At 58.6% G+C, this 17,906-nt stretch carries 11 protein-coding genes; 8 read left to right on the top strand and 3 right to left on the bottom strand.

Annotation, left to right across the window (positions count from 1 at the left end; genetic code table 11):
* Window positions 1–44: 44 nt before the first annotated feature.
* Window positions 45–764 carry a phosphonate utilization transcriptional regulator PhnR gene (phnR, locus tag ACRER8_RS08000; RefSeq protein ID WP_431745800.1) on the bottom strand — a complete coding sequence of 240 codons (720 nt, stop codon included), beginning with the start codon at window positions 762–764 and terminating at the stop codon, window positions 45–47.
* A gap of 409 nt (window positions 765–1,173) precedes the next feature.
* On the opposite strand from phnR, the gene ACRER8_RS07995 reads away from it, so the two are divergent.
* The 8 genes from ACRER8_RS07995 (at window position 1,174) to ACRER8_RS07960 (ending at window position 12,920) form a co-directional block, all read left to right on the top strand.
* Window positions 1,174–2,241, top strand: coding sequence for an ABC transporter substrate-binding protein (locus ACRER8_RS07995; protein ID WP_431745799.1), 1,068 nt, complete (start codon window positions 1,174–1,176; stop codon window positions 2,239–2,241).
* Between the two features lie 187 nt (window positions 2,242–2,428).
* Window positions 2,429–3,235: an alkaline phosphatase family protein gene (locus ACRER8_RS07990; RefSeq protein ID WP_431745798.1), complete on the top strand. Its 807-nt coding sequence runs from the start codon at window positions 2,429–2,431 to the stop codon at window positions 3,233–3,235.
* Window positions 3,232–4,074 carry an ABC transporter permease gene (locus ACRER8_RS07985; protein WP_431745797.1) on the top strand — a complete coding sequence of 281 codons (843 nt, stop codon included), beginning with the start codon at window positions 3,232–3,234 and terminating at the stop codon, window positions 4,072–4,074. Before ACRER8_RS07990 ends, ACRER8_RS07985 begins: the two co-directional genes overlap by 4 nt.
* Window positions 4,061–4,858: an ABC transporter permease gene (locus ACRER8_RS07980; protein WP_431745796.1), complete on the top strand. Its 798-nt coding sequence runs from the start codon at window positions 4,061–4,063 to the stop codon at window positions 4,856–4,858. Before ACRER8_RS07985 ends, ACRER8_RS07980 begins: the two co-directional genes overlap by 14 nt.
* A gap of 1 nt (window position 4,859) precedes the next feature.
* The gene (locus tag ACRER8_RS07975; RefSeq protein WP_431745795.1) at window positions 4,860–5,849 is read left to right on the top strand and encodes an ABC transporter ATP-binding protein; all 990 of its coding nucleotides are present in this window, start codon (window positions 4,860–4,862) and stop codon (window positions 5,847–5,849) included.
* Window positions 5,850–6,013: 164 nt separating this feature from the next.
* Window positions 6,014–6,667, top strand: coding sequence for an HAD family hydrolase (locus ACRER8_RS07970; RefSeq protein WP_431745794.1), 654 nt, complete (start codon window positions 6,014–6,016; stop codon window positions 6,665–6,667).
* A 133-nt stretch (window positions 6,668–6,800) separates the two neighbouring features.
* Window positions 6,801–9,143: an Ig-like domain-containing protein gene (locus tag ACRER8_RS07965; RefSeq protein ID WP_431745793.1), complete on the top strand. Its 2,343-nt coding sequence runs from the start codon at window positions 6,801–6,803 to the stop codon at window positions 9,141–9,143.
* A 126-nt stretch (window positions 9,144–9,269) separates the two neighbouring features.
* A complete protein-coding gene (locus ACRER8_RS07960) occupies window positions 9,270–12,920 on the top strand; it encodes a hypothetical protein (RefSeq protein WP_431745792.1) in 3,651 nt (1,216 codons plus the stop codon).
* Between the two features lie 54 nt (window positions 12,921–12,974).
* Here the strand turns inward: ACRER8_RS07960 and ACRER8_RS07955 are convergent, their stop codons facing one another.
* Window positions 12,975–15,332, bottom strand: a complete 2,358-nt coding sequence (locus tag ACRER8_RS07955) for an autotransporter outer membrane beta-barrel domain-containing protein (protein WP_431745791.1) — start codon at window positions 15,330–15,332, stop codon at window positions 12,975–12,977.
* A gap of 608 nt (window positions 15,333–15,940) precedes the next feature.
* Window positions 15,941–17,902 (bottom strand): hypothetical protein, encoded by a 1,962-nt coding sequence (locus ACRER8_RS07950; protein ID WP_431745790.1) that lies wholly within the window; start codon window positions 17,900–17,902, stop codon window positions 15,941–15,943.
* Between the last annotated feature and the right edge of the window lie 4 nt (window positions 17,903–17,906).

Raw genomic sequence — 17,906 nt, 5'->3', positions numbered from 1 at the left:
GGCGGTGGCGCCCGTGATATCGCCACCGCCGACAAGCTGTGCTGCTACAGCTCCCCTACCACCGCACTCACATGAATCGCATCGTGCCGCCAATACTCCAGATCGCAATCGATCAAGCGGCCATGTTGATCGTGATTGACCCTGGCAATCCGCAAGCCGGGGCTGCCGAGGGATACTTTCAATGCCGCAGCCGCCTCGACGGGTAGCGCCGTCGGCACCATCTCGAATCGCACTTGACCGTAAAGGATGTCGTAACGACTGACGTACAGCTCGGTTAGCGACTGATTCAGGTCGAAATCCAGAATCTGCGGGAAGTATTCAGGATTGAGGTAATGCTCGACATACAACACCAGGCGCTCGTCGATTCGTCGTACGCGACAGATCTGGATCACGCTGGACAGCGCGGGCAATTGCAGTAATTCACAGATCGCCGCCGACGCAGGTTGCAATCGTGCGCAGATCACCTGAGTCGCCGGCACCCTGCCCTGTGCCTGAACCATGGCGTGAAAATGGCTGCGACGCATCAGGTCGTAGGCCAGGCGTGGCGGCGAGATGAACCAGCCGCGACGTTCTTCTCGATAAATCAGCCCCTGAGCTTCGAGCTGCACCAACGCCTCGCGCAGGGTTATACGCGTGGTGTCGAAAACTTCACTGAGTTTGCGTTCGGCAGGCAACTTGCTGCCCGGCGGCAATAGACCGTGCTCGATCTGTTCCTGCAGGGCATTGCAGATGGTCGTCACCGCTCGAGGCACATCTTGGCGCATTGCGTTACCTATCTGGACTAGACCAGTGCGATTTGGGGGCAAGGTCTACAGCGGAATGGCCCGTTTCAGTGCTCTAGAGCCTAGGCAGCCTAGATGACTGTTGCATGACAATCCAGCGCGATCCGCTTGAAAATCCCGACCTTAAAAAGAACTTAGGCTTTTCAGATCAGGCACTTGGACATGGTCTACGCTTAGCTCAAAGCCGTACCCCTAGCCTGTGCTTCCCCCAGCAAAAGTCGGTCCAGACACGAAAATGTCATGTAACGGGCCTAACTTGGCTCAGGTATTGCTGACCTAGACCAGCTTTCCAGACCAACCGATTAGACATACTCAAGACATACCCACCCGCAACGAACACTTCACCGACCCTTTCCAAGTCAATGTCGAGAAGTGCACGAAGGAGCTTCGAATGAAACACCTTTTGCTGGCATCACTCCTGGGTTCGGCCATCGCGCTGAGCACATCGGCCATGGCCGCGGACACCGACCTCAAGACCCTGGAAGCCGCGGCCAAGGCCGAAGGTGCGGTCAACAGCGTGGGCATGCCTGACGACTGGGCTAACTGGAAAGGCACCTGGACCGATCTCACCGCCAAATACGGTCTGGTGCACATGGACACCGACATGAGTTCGGCGCAGGAAGTGGCCAAATTCGATGCGGAAAAAGACAACGCCAGCGCCGACATCGGAGACGTCGGTGCCGCTTTCGGCCCTATCGCAGTTGCCAAGGGCGTGACCCAACCCTACAAGCCAAGCACCTGGGATCAGGTGCCGGACTGGGCCAAGGACCAGGACGGTCACTGGGCGCTGGCCTATACAGGGACTATCGCTTTCATCGTCAACAAGAAGCTGCTGCATGGCTCCGACGTACCGAAATCCTGGGCTAATCTGAAAACCGGCAAATACAAGGTGACGATCGGCGACGTCAGCACGGCGGCGCAAGCAGCCAACGGCGTACTCGCGGCTGCGATCGCCATGAAGGGCGATGAAACCAACCTTGCACCGGGCCTGCAACTGTTCACCGAACTGGCCCAGCAGAAGCGTCTGGGGATCAACAATCCGACCATCCAGACCATGGAAAAAGGCGAAGTGGAAGTCGGCGTGGTCTGGGACTTCAACGGCCTGAGCTACAAAGCCAAGATGACTAACCCGGACGACTACGTGGTGCTGATCCCGTCTGACGGTTCGGTGATTTCCGGCTACACCACCATCATCAACAAATACGCCAAACACCCGAACGCCGCCAAACTGGCGCGTGAATACATCTTCAGCGATGCCGGCCAGATCAACCTGGCCAACGGCAACGCTCGCCCGATCCGCGCCGAACATCTGACGTTGCCGCCTGAAGTACAGGCCAAGCTACTGCCCAACGAGCAGTACGAGAAAGTGACACCGATCAAAGATCCCGCAGCATGGGAAAAAACCTCGAAAGCCCTGCCTCAGCAGTGGAACGAGCAGGTCATCGTCGAGATGCAATAAAACCTAATGGCGCTTCCAGGATGAAGCGCCATTTTGGGGGGACGACCGCAAGTTTCGGTCCACACACCGAACCTCTGTGGGAGCGAATTTATTCGCGATACCGAAGTACAGACGATGAGGATGTGTCGGATGTATCGGCCAATCGCGAATACATTCGCCCCCACGGTTTTTAATCCGCGGAGCGAGTATGAAATACAACGTCATCCTGATCCTGCTGGACGGCCTGAGTTACAGCGTGGCGCAGCATGCGATGGGGCATTTGCTGGCTTACCGGAACGCGGACCGGGCCGCCTTGTACAAGCTGGAATGTGAATTGCCGGCGCTTTCCCGACCACTTTATGAATGCATTCTGACCGGCATTGCGCCAATCGACAGCGGCATCGTGCACAACCACGTGTCGCGCCTGTCCAACCAGCGCAGCGTCTTCCACTACGCCGCCGCTGCCGGGCTCACCACCGCCGCTGCGGCCTATCACTGGGTCAGCGAGCTGTACAACCGCAGCCCGTTCATCGCAGCCCGCGACCGACACACGGATGACGCTGACCTGCCGATCCAGCACGGCCACTTCTATTACGTCGATCACTACCCCGATTCACACCTGTTCGACGATGCCGAGCACCTGAGAACCGCGCACCAGCCGAATTTCCTGTTCATCCACCCGATGAACATCGACGATGCCGGCCACAAGCACGGCCTGGACACCGCGCAATACCGCAACAGCGCGCGTTCGGCTGACGTCATTCTTGCCGAATATCTGCAGCGCTGGCTCGACGCCGGGTATCAGGTGCTGGTAACCGCCGACCATGGCATTAACAACGACCGCTCGCACAACGGCACCCTTCCCGAGGAGCGCGAAGTGCCGTTGTTCGTCATCGGTGACGCATTCAGCCTCGATCCCGGGGCACAACCCAAACAGACCGAGATCTGCGGAACGGTGTGCGAACTGCTCGGCGCGCCCCACGACAAACCTGTTTGCAGAGAGGTGCTCAAGTGAATTCACAGAGTCGCGGCAAATGGCTGGGGCTGCTGTGCCTGGTGCCCTTTGCGATTTTCTTCATCGCGTTTCAGATCGCGCCACTGGCCTGGGTCGCGATCAACAGCCTGCACTCGGACGCGGGCTGGGGCGTGGACAACTTCGTCAAGGCGTTCAATTCGCGCTTCTATCGCCAGGCGATGCAGTACAGCCTGGAGATCAGTTTCTGGTCGAGTTTGATCGGCATCGTCATCGCGATCCTCGGCAGTTACTCGCTGCGCAAAGTGCCAGGGCGGCTGCGGGATTTCGTCAGCGCCTTCGCCAACATGACCAGCAACTTCTCTGGCGTGCCGCTGGCCTTTGCCTTCATCATCCTGCTCGGCTTCAACGGCGCGCTGACGCTGATCCTGAAACAGGCCGGGATCATCGACGACTTCAACCTGTACTCGAAAACCGGCCTGATCATCCTCTATACCTACTTCCAGATCCCCCTTGGCGTATTGCTGCTGTACCCGGCGTTCGACGCGCTGCGTGAAGACTGGCGCGAATCGGCTTCGCTGTTGGGTGCCAGCGGCTGGGCTTTCTGGCGACACATCGGCATCCCGGTGCTGACCCCTGCCCTGCTCGGCACGTTCGTCATCCTGCTGGCCAACGCTCTGGGCGCCTATGCGACGGTTTACGCATTGACCACCGGCAACTTCAACGTGCTGCCGATTCGCATCGCCGCGATGGTGGCCGGTGACATCACGCTGGACCCGAACATGGCCAGCGCACTGGCGATGATTCTGGTGGGCATGATGACCTTGGTCACTCTCGTCCATCAGTGGCTGTTGAAGAGGAGCTACCATGTCTCGCGCTGAACGCGGCCCGGTCGGGCTTTACCACCGCTTGGTGGTGTACATCCTGTTCCTGATTCTGCTTGCGCCACTGCTCGGCACCTTTGTCTACTCGATTGCCACCAGTTGGTCGGCGACCATTCTGCCCGCAGGCTTCACTTATAAATGGTATGTGGCGCTGTGGAGCGATCCACGCTTTCTGATTGCCTTCGGGCAATCTTTGCTGGTCTGCGTCGGCGCGTTGATCCTCTCGGTGGTGCTGATTCTGCCGCTGCTGTTCGTGGTGCATTACCACTTTCCGAAGCTCGACGCGCTGATGAACATCCTGATCCTGCTGCCCTTCGCCGTGCCACCGGTGGTGTCGTCAGTCGGGCTGTTGCAGCTCTACGGATCGGGGCCGCTGGCGATGGTCGGGACACCGTGGATTCTGATCGGTTGCTACTTCACCGTGGCACTGCCGTTCATGTATCGGGCGATCACCAACAACCTGCAGGCGATCAACCTGGTCGACCTGATGGACGCCGCGCAACTGCTGGGCGCTAGCACCTTCAAAGCGGCATTCCTGGTGGTGCTGCCCAACCTGCGCAAGGGGTTGATGATTGCGCTGCTGCTGTCGTTCTCCTTCCTGTTCGGCGAATTCGTATTCGCCAACCTGTTGGTCGGCACTCGCTACGAAACCCTGCAGGTCTACCTGAACAACATGCGCAACAGCAGCGGCCACTTCAACAGCGCACTGGTGATCTCCTATTTCTTCTTCGTACTGCTGCTGACCTGGGCGGCCAACCGACTGAACAAGGACAAAGACTGATATGAGCTTCGTCAGCGTCGAAAACCTGCAAAAGAACTACGGCAGCACAGCGGTGTTCAGCGATATCAACTGCGTGATCAATCAGGGCGAATTCGTCACCCTGCTCGGCCCGTCGGGTTGCGGCAAATCTACCCTGCTGCGTTGTATTGCCGGCCTGACCTCAGTCACCCGCGGCAAGATCTTTCTCGACGACAAGAACATCGTTCCGCTGTCGCCGCAGAAGCGGGGCATCGGCATGGTGTTCCAGAGTTATGCGCTGTTTCCCAACATGAACGTGGAGCAGAACGTCGCCTTCGGTCTGCGCATGCAGAAGGTCAGCACCGATGAAACCCGGCAGCGTGTGGCCGAAGTGTTGAAGCTGGTGGAGCTGAACGAACTGGCCAAGCGTTATCCGCACCAGATGTCCGGCGGCCAGTGCCAGCGAGTGGCCCTGGCGCGCTCGCTGGTTACCCGCCCGCGCCTGCTGCTGCTCGATGAGCCGCTGTCGGCGCTGGATGCGCGGATTCGCAAACACTTGCGAGAGCAGATCCGCGCCATTCAACAAGAGCTGGGCCTGACCACGATTTTCGTCACCCACGATCAGGAAGAGGCGCTGACCATGTCTGACCGCATCTTCCTGATGAACCAGGGCCGGATCGTGCAAAGCGGCGACGCGGAAACGCTGTACACCGCGCCGGTCGATGCATTCGCCGCAGGCTTCATTGGCAACTACAACCTGCTTGAGCCCGACGACGCCAGCCGCCTGATGCAGCGCCCGATCAACAGCCGCGTGGCGATTCGCCCGGAAGCCATCCAGTTGAGCCTGACCGGCTCGCTGGAAGGCGAGGTGCGCAGCCACAGCCTGTTGGGTAACGTGATTCGTTATCGCGTCGAAGCGCGAGGGGTGGAGCTGGTCGTCGATGTGCTCAACCGCTCTGCCGACGACTTGCACCCCAACGGCAGGCGCGTCACCCTGAACATCGAAGCGTCGGCGTTGTGTGAGGTCGCGTGACGAAGCTGCCGTAAATTTGAACTGTGGGAGCGAATTCATTCGCGATGGGCCGGTACATCCGACGCACCTTCATCGTCTGTACCTACGTATCGCGAATGAATTCGCTCCCACAGGGTCCAGGTTCTCCATGGATCTGTACGTACCGAATTAAGAGGATTTACACCATGGCACTGGCCATATTCGATTTGGACGAAACCCTGATTCACGGCGATTGCGCCAGCCTGTGGAGCGAGCAGATGGGGCGTCTGGGCTGGGTCGATCCTGAGTCGTTCATGAAAAAAGACCACGAGCTGATGGAGGCCTACAGCAAAGGCGATCTGGCGATGGAGGATTACATGGCCTTCAGCCTGGAGCCGATGATTGGCCGCACGCCTGAAGAAGTGGATTTCCTGGTAGCCCCGTGGGTGGAGGACTTCATCGAGCCGATCATCTTCAGCGACGCCACCAAGGCCATCGCCGAGCATCGCGCCGCAGGCGATCGCATTCTGATTATCTCCGCGTCCGGTGTGCATCTGGTGCAGGCCATCGCCGAACGCATCGGCGTCGATGAAGTCTTGGCCATCGACCTGGACATCGCCCACGGCGTCTACAGCGGCAAAACCCGCGGCGTGCTCACCTACCGCGAAGGCAAAATCATCCGCCTGCTGGAATGGCTGGATCAGGAGGGCGAAAACCTCGAGGGGGCCAGCTTCTATTCAGACTCGCGCAATGATCTGCCGTTGTTGCAGAGGGTCGATTTCCCCCATGTGGTCAACCCCGATCCGGTGCTCAGGGAAGCAGCAGAAAAGGCGGGTTGGCCGATTCATAGCTGGAAGTAGGCGCTCTGGCGGTATTGGACCCGTGCAACACGGCCCGACAAACGGCAGCAAAACCTGTCATTTCTGACAGTAGGCAAAGATCCCAAAGCGGCGCTCAATGACTTCTGCGATACACAGACAGGAGTCAACCGCCATGGCAACAACACCTCCAGACACCTCCACTTCCTCCGCTTCGACCTATGAGGCTGTACCACCCGAGATCCCCGGCGGCATCCGGCTGGGCGGCCCGCCCGCCGAGCCAGGTGAAGACCTATGGGGGATCAACCATGGGGCGGCGCTGGACAACTTTCCCAAGAACGGGCTGCAGTTGTACATCCAGGCATGGACCAACATGAGCGTGGGGGACAGCGTCAGCGTGCTGCTCGATAACGGCGAAGTGGCCAGCGAGCGCATCCAGGCCGGCGAGGCGGGTCAGCGCGTCACCACCTTTGTCCCGGCCGTGAGACTGGAAGCTGGTCGTCAGAAAAAAACCCTCCAGTACATCCTGAGACGTCTGGGTCAGGTTCCGGAAAACTCTGCCGAGAGGAACATTTACGTCAAGCTCGATCGCCCCGGAGGGCAGGATCAGGACGGTGATAACCCGGGTCATTCCGAACTGACATTCTCGCTGCCCGAAGATATCGTCAATGATGGTGTAGACGCGGAAGCCGCGAAGAAAGGCGTGCAAATTACTGTTCAGCCCTATCCAAATATGGCTGAACTGGACGAGATCAAGCTCTCTTGGGGCGGGGTGTTCGTCCTTCACGAAGTGCTGAAGGAAGAAATCGGCAAACCGATCGTCATCATCGCAGATGAAGCCACCATCGTGGCCGCAGGCGACTCGGGGGCGAACGGCCTGGCGGTGACCTACGAAGTTTATGACTTGGTGCACAATCGCTCGGAAGACTGGGCCGCGGAGGCTCGCATCGTCGTCGACACAGGAAATTCGCGTCTGGGCTTCCCGCTAGTCAAAGGTACTGTAGACAACGTCCTGGACCTGGACGCCCTTGGCGACCAGCCAGCCATCGTTCAGGTCGTCGCCCAGACCAGAAGCGGTGTGCTGAGCGCAGAGCTCAAGAACCAGTTTGAATCGTCGATCTCCAGGGCCTCACTGGGCCGTGAAACGCTGGAAAATGTGCTGACCCTCAACGCCGATTTCAACAAGGGCGACAAGATCGTCGTGAGACTCAAGGGTACCAGCATCGAAGGCATCGAGATTGACTACGAAGCGCCGGAAGAGCTGGTCGATAACCTGCCAACTATCTACGAGATACCTGTCCCCAATCCGATCATCCGGCAGTTGGCCAAGACCCAGGTCGTGTTTTCTTACCGTGTGATCCGTCAGGATGGTGCCGAAGCGAAGTCCAAGGGCGCGTTCATTCAGGTGGTCGGCGAGCCTGTGCGCATGGCTGCGCCGATTGCCAAGGACGCCGCACAAGGTGCCATCGACCCCGACCTGGCGAACACCCTAGTCGAAGTGCCGTGGGACAACAGCATGATGGCGGGCGACGTGATCATCCTGAAGTGGGTCGGCATCCGTCCCGATACAACCATCTATGATCCGGAGCTGCCGATCAAAGTCATCTCCAATGGCGAGGCTGCCAGCAAACAGCCTATTCCCATCCAGGTCGAGGGTAACCATTTGAAGGCCGTGGAGGGCGGCACGCTGGAGCTGTATTACCTGCTGGAAAAATACGTCGATGGATCGACCGTCATTCGCGAATCCGCTCGTCTCCCGCTGTTGCGTGTAGGCGAGCCCAAGGCGGAACTGCCAGCGCCTACCGTGTCTGGCGTGGTAGACGGTGTGATGGACCCCGCCCTGGTACAGGCGATACTGACCGCACCGGTTTACACCCACAAAGCCGTCGGTGACCAAGTGCATTGTTTGTGGAATGGCAGCGCGAGCGGTCAATACTCAGATTGGGTAGATGTCGGCGAGCGGACGAAAGACCTTCCCATCGACTTCACGATCAGCGGCTCGTTGATCAAGCCAAACGAAGGCGGCACTGTCGAGGCGTCCTACTGGGTGATTCGCAAAGAGGATAACCGGCGCAGTGATTCGGAGTTGACTGCTTTCAGTGTCGGGCGGCCAGAGCAGCTCGATCCGCCCACCATCAGCAGTATCAAAGATTTAAACAACCTCGAAATCCGCCCCGGCGCCACCACGTTCGAGACCAGCGTTAACGTCACGGGCACGGCATCGCCCGATCAGGAGGTCGAAATCTTCGATGGCGATGTCTCGAAGGGGAAAGTGACGGCCAACGCCAACGGCACCTGGACCAAACCGCTGAACGGGCTGACCACGGGCGACCACGCCATCAAGGCCGTCGCGCAGTATGGCGACGGCGCGCAATCGGCGGTGCGCAGCTTTACGGTTATCAGCGTCAAAGCCATTGCCATTACGGACGTCAAGGACTCCAAAGGAACTTCGATACCCGATGGCGGCACGACCCCTGATACAACGGTAACCGTCTCCGGCACTGTCACCTATTCCTGAGCAACGGGACAATCAGACGGCAACTGGAGGGGCAGCAGTTGCCCCTCTCTGCTTGCGCATTGCCCGGCCAGTTCAGGCAGCGAGCTGACCTCATCAAGGATCTGTACCCTCATAAGGAATGCGACCATGCAACGGTTTACCTCCACCTTGTTTCCTCCCGTCAACCGAGACCCCTCGACCATGGCGCTGCGACCAATATTGATCGCTGGCATGGTGAAGCCGGTCGAGGACGGCGACGGCGGTGTCAATTTCAGCATCGTGAACGATCCGTATGGCATGTTGGCCGCCGTGGATCCGTGGCCGGGCATGGCAGTGGGCGATCATGTCGACCTCTACTGGGACACCGAACTCATCGCGCAAGGAGATGTGGGGCCCGCCGATCTCAACGAGCGTATGTTTTTCTTGCTGGATACCCAGCCCATCGCGGTGGGCTGGGCCGAGAACGTTTACTTCCGGTTGACGCGCCAGGGCCCCAGCACGCCCGAAGATTCAGCGGGCTTGCGGATCAGGGTCAAGCTCGATTTCCCGGGAGGGCTGGACAAGGAACCACATCTGCCCGGTCATTCGGAACTCGCGGCACCGCGTCTGCCCCAGGAGGTGATCGACAATGGCGTGGACGCCAGCTGGGCCGAGCGCGGTATTCCGGCGCAAATTGCTGCCTATCCTGGCCGCGCGGCACACGACACCATCGAATTGGTATGGGGTGATGTACCGCTGAGCCACCGAGTCACCCCCGCCGAAGCTGCCGGCACACAGCCCATCGTGATCACAGTGGATCAGGCGACCGTCCTCGCGGCAGGGGATGCCAGCCATCTGGTGGTGCGCTATCAGGTGTACGACGAGGTCTGGAACTTCTCTTCGGACTGGTCGCGGCAAACGCTGGTGGACGTTGAAGCTGGCGCCCACCGCCTCGACGCGCCGGTAATCAAGAACGCGTTCAATGGCGTGATCGACCTCGGACGGCTCGGAGCAGACGATGTCGCTGTACAGATCGTGATGACGGGCGCTCCGTTCGAGCGCAACGACACCGTCACCCTAACCTGGCTTGGCACACCTGCGTCGGGCTCGCCGGTGATCTACACCAAAGCGGTTAGCGTCGGCAGTATTCCGTCCATCCTGGAGATTAATGTACCCAACGCTGATATCCGGGCGATCAATGGCGGCAGCGGTCGGGCGACCTATGTGCTGACCAAAGCCAATGGTGACCCGCCTCAGTCCTCGAAACGCGCGACCGCCAGGGTTACTGGCCAGATTCCGCTGCCGGCTCCCGCTGTGCTGGAGGCCGTCGGCAACACGCTGGACCCGACGCTGGAGCGGGCCCACGCGCAGATTCCCGTGTATGAGAGAATGGCCAACGGCGACCTTATCGACATGATCTGGCGAGGTACCCAAGAGAACGGCGTGCCGCACCTCTACGAAGGCCAGCACATCGTTTCGGCCAATGAGGTGGGTGATGTGATCTATATTCCGGTACCCGAACGCGACATCGCCATCCTGGCCAACGGCACGCTCGCGGTCAGTTACCAGGTCTCAAACGATGCCTTGGGCACGCTGGATGTTCGCGTCTCGGACCAGTTGCGGCTGAGTGTTGCCCAACGGCATGCCGAGCTGCCCGCCCCGTCCGTGGACGAGGCACCTGAAGGCGTTCTGGATCCGGAACTGGTACCCATTCACGCCACCTTGCGCGTGCCGTATACCGGCACCGCGGCGGGCGATCTCCTGACCTGGTACTGGCAGGCCGAATCTCCGGACGGCACCTATCAAGACTCGATCCCCATCACTCACCCGATCGCAGGGCAACCCGTGACCTTCTACATTCCCCGGTCGCTGATCGAGCCAAGCCTGAACACAATCGTAATGATCTTCTATAGCCTCAAACTCGCCAGCACCGGTAACTTCCAGTATTCACAGGTGCTGGACCTGACCATCGGCAAGTTGATCGGCGAGTTGCCTGCGCCACAAGTGCTTGAAGCAAATGGCACGATGCTGAACCCGATGCAGGCCCTTAACGGGGCGACCGTGCGCGTGCGCTACGCCAGCATGGACCCGGAAGACCTCATCACGCTGACTTGGCTGGGCAGCCCTGGAGGGGGTTCGCCAGCAGACCAACAAGTGGCGGGCTCGGCGAGCGGCCAGGTCGATTTTCCAATCCCCGCGTCTGTCATCGGCGCCAACATCGGTCAGCAGGTCAGCGTGGTCTATAAGGTCAAGCGCTCGACGACAGAGAAGCAATCCGAGTTTCTGCTGCTCGACGTGACGCCCATTCCCGACAGCCAACTGCCCGCGCCGATCATTACCCAGGCCAACGCGCAAACCAAGATCCTGAACCTGGCGACCTTTGCCGGCAACGCGACGACGACAGTGGAGAAATGGCCTTTCATCGCGACCGGCCAACGGGTCTGGCTGCGCCTGGAAGGTGAAACCGAGAACGGTGGGCCGCAGTCAATCGTCCTGCTCGATGGCTCGGAACTGACAGGTGCGCAAGTCGGCTCCGGCCTGTCCGAGACTGTCCTGCGCACAGAGCTGGAAAAACTGGGACAGGACACGTCCCTCAACGTCATCTGCAAAGTGGCGTTCAGCAATGTGGCCGATGAGGGCAGTGCGCTGCCGCTCCCCACTACGGTTTATGAGTTCAAACTTCACCATGACTGGGTAATCCCTGTCATCGTCAGCGTGAAGGACTCCAAAGGTGAAGTGGCCAACGGTGGAACGACGTTGGATAGAAACTTGACCCTCAGCGGGACTGGAACGATAGAAGGCGAATTGGAGATCATCGATGGAACGACTTCGCTGACGAAGACGCGCGTAACCGCCGACGGGACGTGGACGGTTGATCTGACCGGCCTCAGCGTACGAAATTACAGCATCAGGGCCAGAGCGCTGGATGGTAGCGGGCCGGAATCGTCGGCGTGGGACTTCACCATCAGAGCGGGCGTAGAACCTACGCTGTCCAGTGTCCGCGATACCAAAGGGGAAGTCCCAAACGGAGGTTCAACGACAGATACGACAGTAACGGCGTCGGGCAAAGCCAGTGCCAATGAGACGGTTGAAGTATTTGACGGAGCGACGTCCAAGGGCAACGCGGCGGTCAACGACAATGGTGACTGGAGCCATTCCGTGTCCGGGTTGGCTGTGGCCAATCACAGTCTCAAGGCCGTTGCGCAATATGGCGATGGGATGTCATCGAATACCCGCACCTTCACCGTCAGGTCTCCCGTGCCAGACTTTGTACTGGATCGGTCGCAAGTTAATTTGAACGGCAGGGTTTATATCCTTCCAGCCTATCCAGCTCTCGATCCAGTCAGTTGGCCCAGCGGCACTACTTACACCCGTGTGCCTAGCAGTGGTGTGACGCCCTACACCTACACCTCGAGTAATCAGTCGGTGGTGAGAGTCAGCACCAATGGCACGATCATCTCCCGCGGAAACGGCAGCGCAACCATCACGGTCAGAGATGGACAAGGGCGCTCCGGCTCATACACGGTCAGAGTCAGCAATGTGATTCAGGTCATAGGGCTAGGGAACAGCCTCTATCCGCATGCATTGAGTGCCGCTGCAAGCCAGGGCAAGCGGATACCGAGTCATGCTGAACTAAATGAGATTGCCTCTGCGTACTCGGGCCGCTGGCCAATGGGTAATCGTTTGTACTGGTCAACCAGCCCAGGCTCAGGTTATTGGACGGTAGAGTGTAAGAACCTGGTGACCGGCGGCTGGGCGAATGTGTCGACCAAGGTATTCCTGGGTGGCGGGCAATACTGCAACGTCGTTGCCATCTAGAAAAAAGCCCACTGAGCGACTCAACGCTCAGTGGGCTCTTCGTCACGCGCTGTTTCACCAGCTATAGCGCAATCCCACGTTAGCCCCAAATGGCTGCTCGATATGCTCGCCATTGGAGTAATCAAAGTCGGCATGCATTTGCAGACGGTCACTGAAGGCCACAGCGACACCAGCCCCCAACTCGCCACGAGAGCCTGACAAATCGTTGTTGAACACGTTGTTGTTGACCTGAACTTTGTTGTTCTTGGCAAACTCATGCACACCCGCCACGCGAACATAAGGCTGCACGATCTTGCCGTCGCTCAACGTGAAATTGCGCCCTGCGGTGACGCCGACCTTGCCCAGCAAGGAGCGAGTGCGATCGCCTTCGGCCTGCATGTCGTTATCCAGGCGGTAATCCTTGCCCTGAATCACCACGGCCGAAAGCTGGGTGTAGGGTTCAACGAAGTAACCGTCGTCGAGTTTGATATGGCGCCCGAATTCCACCGAACCGCCCATACCCACATTGTCGTAATCACCCTTGGCGCGAGTGCCGTCGCTGATACTGACTTTCGAATCGTTGCGGAAACGGTTTAATTTGAGCACGCCGTCGAAGTAGTAGCCGCTGGCCTGATCCATCCAGGTGGTGTAAACGCCCGCGTAGTAGCTCTTGACTGTACCGGAGGTGCCGCGAGTCAGATCAAGATCCGATTTACTGTGACCTGCCAGCACGCCGATCAGCCACTGGCCGTCGCCGATCGGCAACGGCGCATCCGCACCCAGAGAGAAGCCTTGTTGCGTCTGCTGATAACCCACTCCGGAAGCTTGATCGACGTTGTATTTGTTGCCGTACGTGCGCACCCAGCCTCCAGCCTTGCCGCCGTTGAAACGCAGTTCACCCATGCGACTGCGCAGCGAGGTCAACTCGCCGTACCAGACGGTCGGCGCGGTATTGAACAGGGCCAGGACCGATTGAGTACCAGGGCTGATGGTGCGGGTGCTTGGATCGAGGAACCAGTCCGATCCTCCACTGCCATTGGCGCTGGACGCAAGCTCGTAAGAATAAGCGCCCACGTCCACAGCACGGGCACCGGCCAGGGCAAAGGTCGCGTCGCCGCTCGCCGTGCGCACTACGTTCAAAGGCTCGGGGGACACCGGATCGACCCCGGACCCTGCGATCAGCAAGGTATGACTGCCCGTCGCGGAACCGGTAACGTTCAGGGTGTCGTGCTGATTGGTCGCATAGTCGGCATCCATAATGAAAGTGCCGTTGCCGGTGAGGTTGCCGACATTGAGCTGATAGAACTCGTTGGCCGCACCGAACTTCACCACGCCGTCGTTAAGCGCCAACGAGTTAACGCTGTTGTTGCCCGCCATGTTCCAGACCGAACTATCGCCAATGGTCACCCTATCTACGTTGATCAGATTGCCGTCGAAAATCGAACCTCTTTGCAGTGAAACCGCGCCCACCCCGTCTAGTGAGGTGATATTGCCGCTCAACGAACTGGCATCAAGACTGACATTATTGCTTTTCACATTGCCGTTGAGCGCTGCACCGCTACGCAGGGCGACACCACCCGCAGCGGTCGCCGAGGTGACATCACCTCTGATTGAGCTGGTATCGAGGCGCACGTCATCGCTGCCAATGATGCTCCCCTCCAGGACCGAGCGGTTGCCCAGTACGACCGAGCCCGCGTTCGCCATACTGACGTCGCCAGTCAACGAGCTGGCGTCCAGGGCAAGCGTACCGATTCCGGTGACTGTGCCCGTCAGACTCGAGCCGTTTTGCAACGACAACGTACCGTTGGCCCCCTCGGCAGCTGCAACATTGCCGTTTAGTTGTGCACGGTCAAATGCGAGGCTGGCGTTGCCGCCCTGCGCGACTTGTACGTTACCGGTCAAGGCGCTGCCTGCAACCCGCATATTGGCAGTCGCATCCCTTTCAACCTGGAGCAGGTTGCCATTTCCACCGTTTAGCGTGGAACCATTGAGCACCTCGATGTTGCCTGTGACGCCCTGAGCTACCTGAATGGCGGCGCCCGCTGTACCGATCACGCTTGAGTTGTCGAGGGTCAGTCGGTAGTCACCGAATGCCTCAGGCGTATCTCGGGCGAACACCACCCCATGATTGGCACCGCTGATGGCCGAGGCATTACTGGCAAGGACGTTCCCCCCCTGCACTCGCAAGCCGATACCATTAGCGCCACTGCCCACCAGACGACTGTTGTCCAGTTGCAAGGTGCTCAGACCGGTAACCCGAGCGCCTATTTCCCCACCTTCGATCGTGCTGCCGGTCACCTGAGCCCGAGAACCTTCATTGCCCAGCTCCCTGCCTGCGGACAAGCCTATTTCGTCGCTGGAGACGGTTGCGTTATTGATAGTCGCGAAAGAACTGGCCAGCTCAACGGCAGTCCCTATATCACCCGCATTCACGGTGCCCCCATTCATATTGAAGGTGCCCCCCGACACAAGTGTCACGTACGCAAGATTCGCCCCGGATGCATTCAGGGTACTGCCTGAACCAGTAACGGAGTAGTCATCGAGCGGGATGCTTTCGTCGATATTCAGTACATCACCATTGGAGATGATGGTAAGTGCACTCGCGACAGGCGTGAGTAACAAGAAGGGAATGGCAGTGAGTGCAGCACTCCAGCCTGGGGAGAGGGAAAACTTGGGAGAAACACGCCTTTTAGGCGTCGGGGACATAATTGGATTCATATCTTAAAGTCCGATGGAATGTAGAGCGATCGGAAAGATTCGCTACTGGAAATTCAGTGACGAAAAAACATATAGAGAAAGCCGACGAAAAAATGCAGGACAAGTCCTACCGACCTGTAGGACTTTTCCTACCAAAAACATCATCAACCGGACGCACTCGAGCGGTGCCTATATATTGGGCATCACAAGATTATAAGTATGCTCAGTTAAGTGAGCGGAGTTAGTATAAATAGAGATAACGCAACTGGCTGCTCAGCCGATTCGCTATTGCCTCAACAAAAAAGGGGAGTACAAGTTGCCCCCCTTCTTTGTTCAACTAGTTATCAACTACTACCTGAGCGATTCAGTTCGCACGTTGCACCCGGTGCACCCGCGATTCCCATCCACACCGGTACGGTGTCTTTAGGTGACTTGCGAGTGAAACCGTCAACGACCGCCGTGTACTCGATAGTGCCAGGCCCGTTTCGAGTATCGCGCAGCGGTTCGTACTCCAGAAACACAATGAATCCCGCAGTGGCCTCTTGAGGAGTTGGTTCATAGGTAAACGAGAAGGTAACTTCCCTGTTTTCGGCAGTATTGTGCCCTGTGTAGTTGAAGGTCAGTACTTGGTTGGCTAGCTGTGGCTCTCCCCCCTCGACCTGGATCTCCACGCCCCAACCAATCCCGCTCTTCTCTCTCAACGAGTTGCAGTTAAGGTTGCCGAAATCCTCGTCCAGATTGAGGAATTTCACCGCAGGCAAGGCGACTACTGTAACGGCGACCTCCACTGGCTGATCGGGCGAAAACACCTCGGCGTTGTTCACGTCCGGGTGCGTGATCGAGTAGCGCACCGGCAATGCCGAGTTATTACCAGCGGCCTCGATGATGTCCCATGGGATGGTAAACGGAATGAGTTGAGCCTCAGCCTCATCGCCCACAACCTCATAAACACCTCCGGGCGCCGGCACTGGGACAAAGTTCCAATACAGCTGTACGATTTCACCTGCGACGTGCGGCTCGTAAATCTCGACGGTCGCGGTTGCGTCCTGACCGGCATCGTCCTCAGTCAGCATGTTGTCTACAGCGCTCACTGCGCCGCGTACGGTGACCTTTTCGAGAAGTGGGTTGACCGGATCCGGAATATCGGGGTTTTCAGGACCTGGGGAGCGCAGATCGACCTGGATTCCGACCACCGTGCCTTCAGGGTAGGTTCTGGCCCGTTTGATGGCGTAGGTCACATCCACAGGCTTGGGTCCTGTGCCCGATGTACCGCCTTCAAGCAACGCAGGGTAAGGAATGCGCACGAAGGTCTGCGAGCCTTCAACAGCGATCGCCGTTACCTTGATTCCTCCCCAGTCGACTTCAACGATATCGCCGGAAACGAAGTTGGTGTAGGGCTCGATCACCACCTCCACCCCGGTAACGACATCCTGTGGATCTATCAAGTCGTCGCCGGGAGGTGCCAGCGGAATGGTCAGAGGTCGCAAACCAGCTGGAGCCGGGGTTAACACGACATCGACGGGCTTGTATTCCGAAGGTCGGCCGACGTTTCCGACCCTGTCTTCCAGGGTGTAGAAAATCGACTTCTCGCCCTCTTCCAATCCGATCTGTGCCGCCGTCAGGGTAGTGGTCAGCGGGCTGGTGGTATCAGTTCGAGTAATCTTCCCTACGTATACTGCCGACGGGATGGATCTGCCGAAATACACGTTCACTGCGTCGCCAATTTTCCTGTCGGCATAATCGCCCGGTACCGTGATGAGCACCCCGCCGTTGGCGTCCAGATACTCCTTGGTGATGCCATTACTCTCCACCTCTGCCGGCAACGTTACCAATGAACCGGGCCCGCCGTTGTTGGGCGCTGTACGGTCGATGTTAAAGTCCAGAGCATCGGACGCAGCGGGGTTGCCCTCCACATTGACCTGATACTGCAAGCTGTGGAGCCCTGGCTGCGTCGTCTGATTGGGCGATAACGCGATCATGCCCGGAAACTCGCTGTCTTCAATGGGGAGGGTGAATCGCCATGTGTTATTCCCCAACAGCGCGCCGTCCCATATCAGCCGCACAACAACCCGCTGCCCTGCCACACCGTCAATGTCAAATTTCGGAATACTCACTTTCAACGTCTGCCCCTGAAACCTTGCGGGCAACTGACGGTTGGGGTCGTCGGTGGTGACTGGCAATAGTGGGTTATCAGGGTGAAACTCAGGGGCTGGTCTGGCGAGAACCCGCAGTGAGCGAGACGCGAATAGAGTGTCACGCGCCTCCTTGGCTGGCCCGCTTTGCTCGGTGGTATCAATAGAGCTCATGGTG

Origin of the sequence: Pseudomonas sp., from assembly GCF_050739935.1 — a bacterium.
Taxonomy (GTDB): Bacteria; Pseudomonadota; Gammaproteobacteria; order Pseudomonadales; family Pseudomonadaceae; genus Aquipseudomonas.
This window is presented reverse-complemented; position numbering and strand designations above follow the sequence as displayed.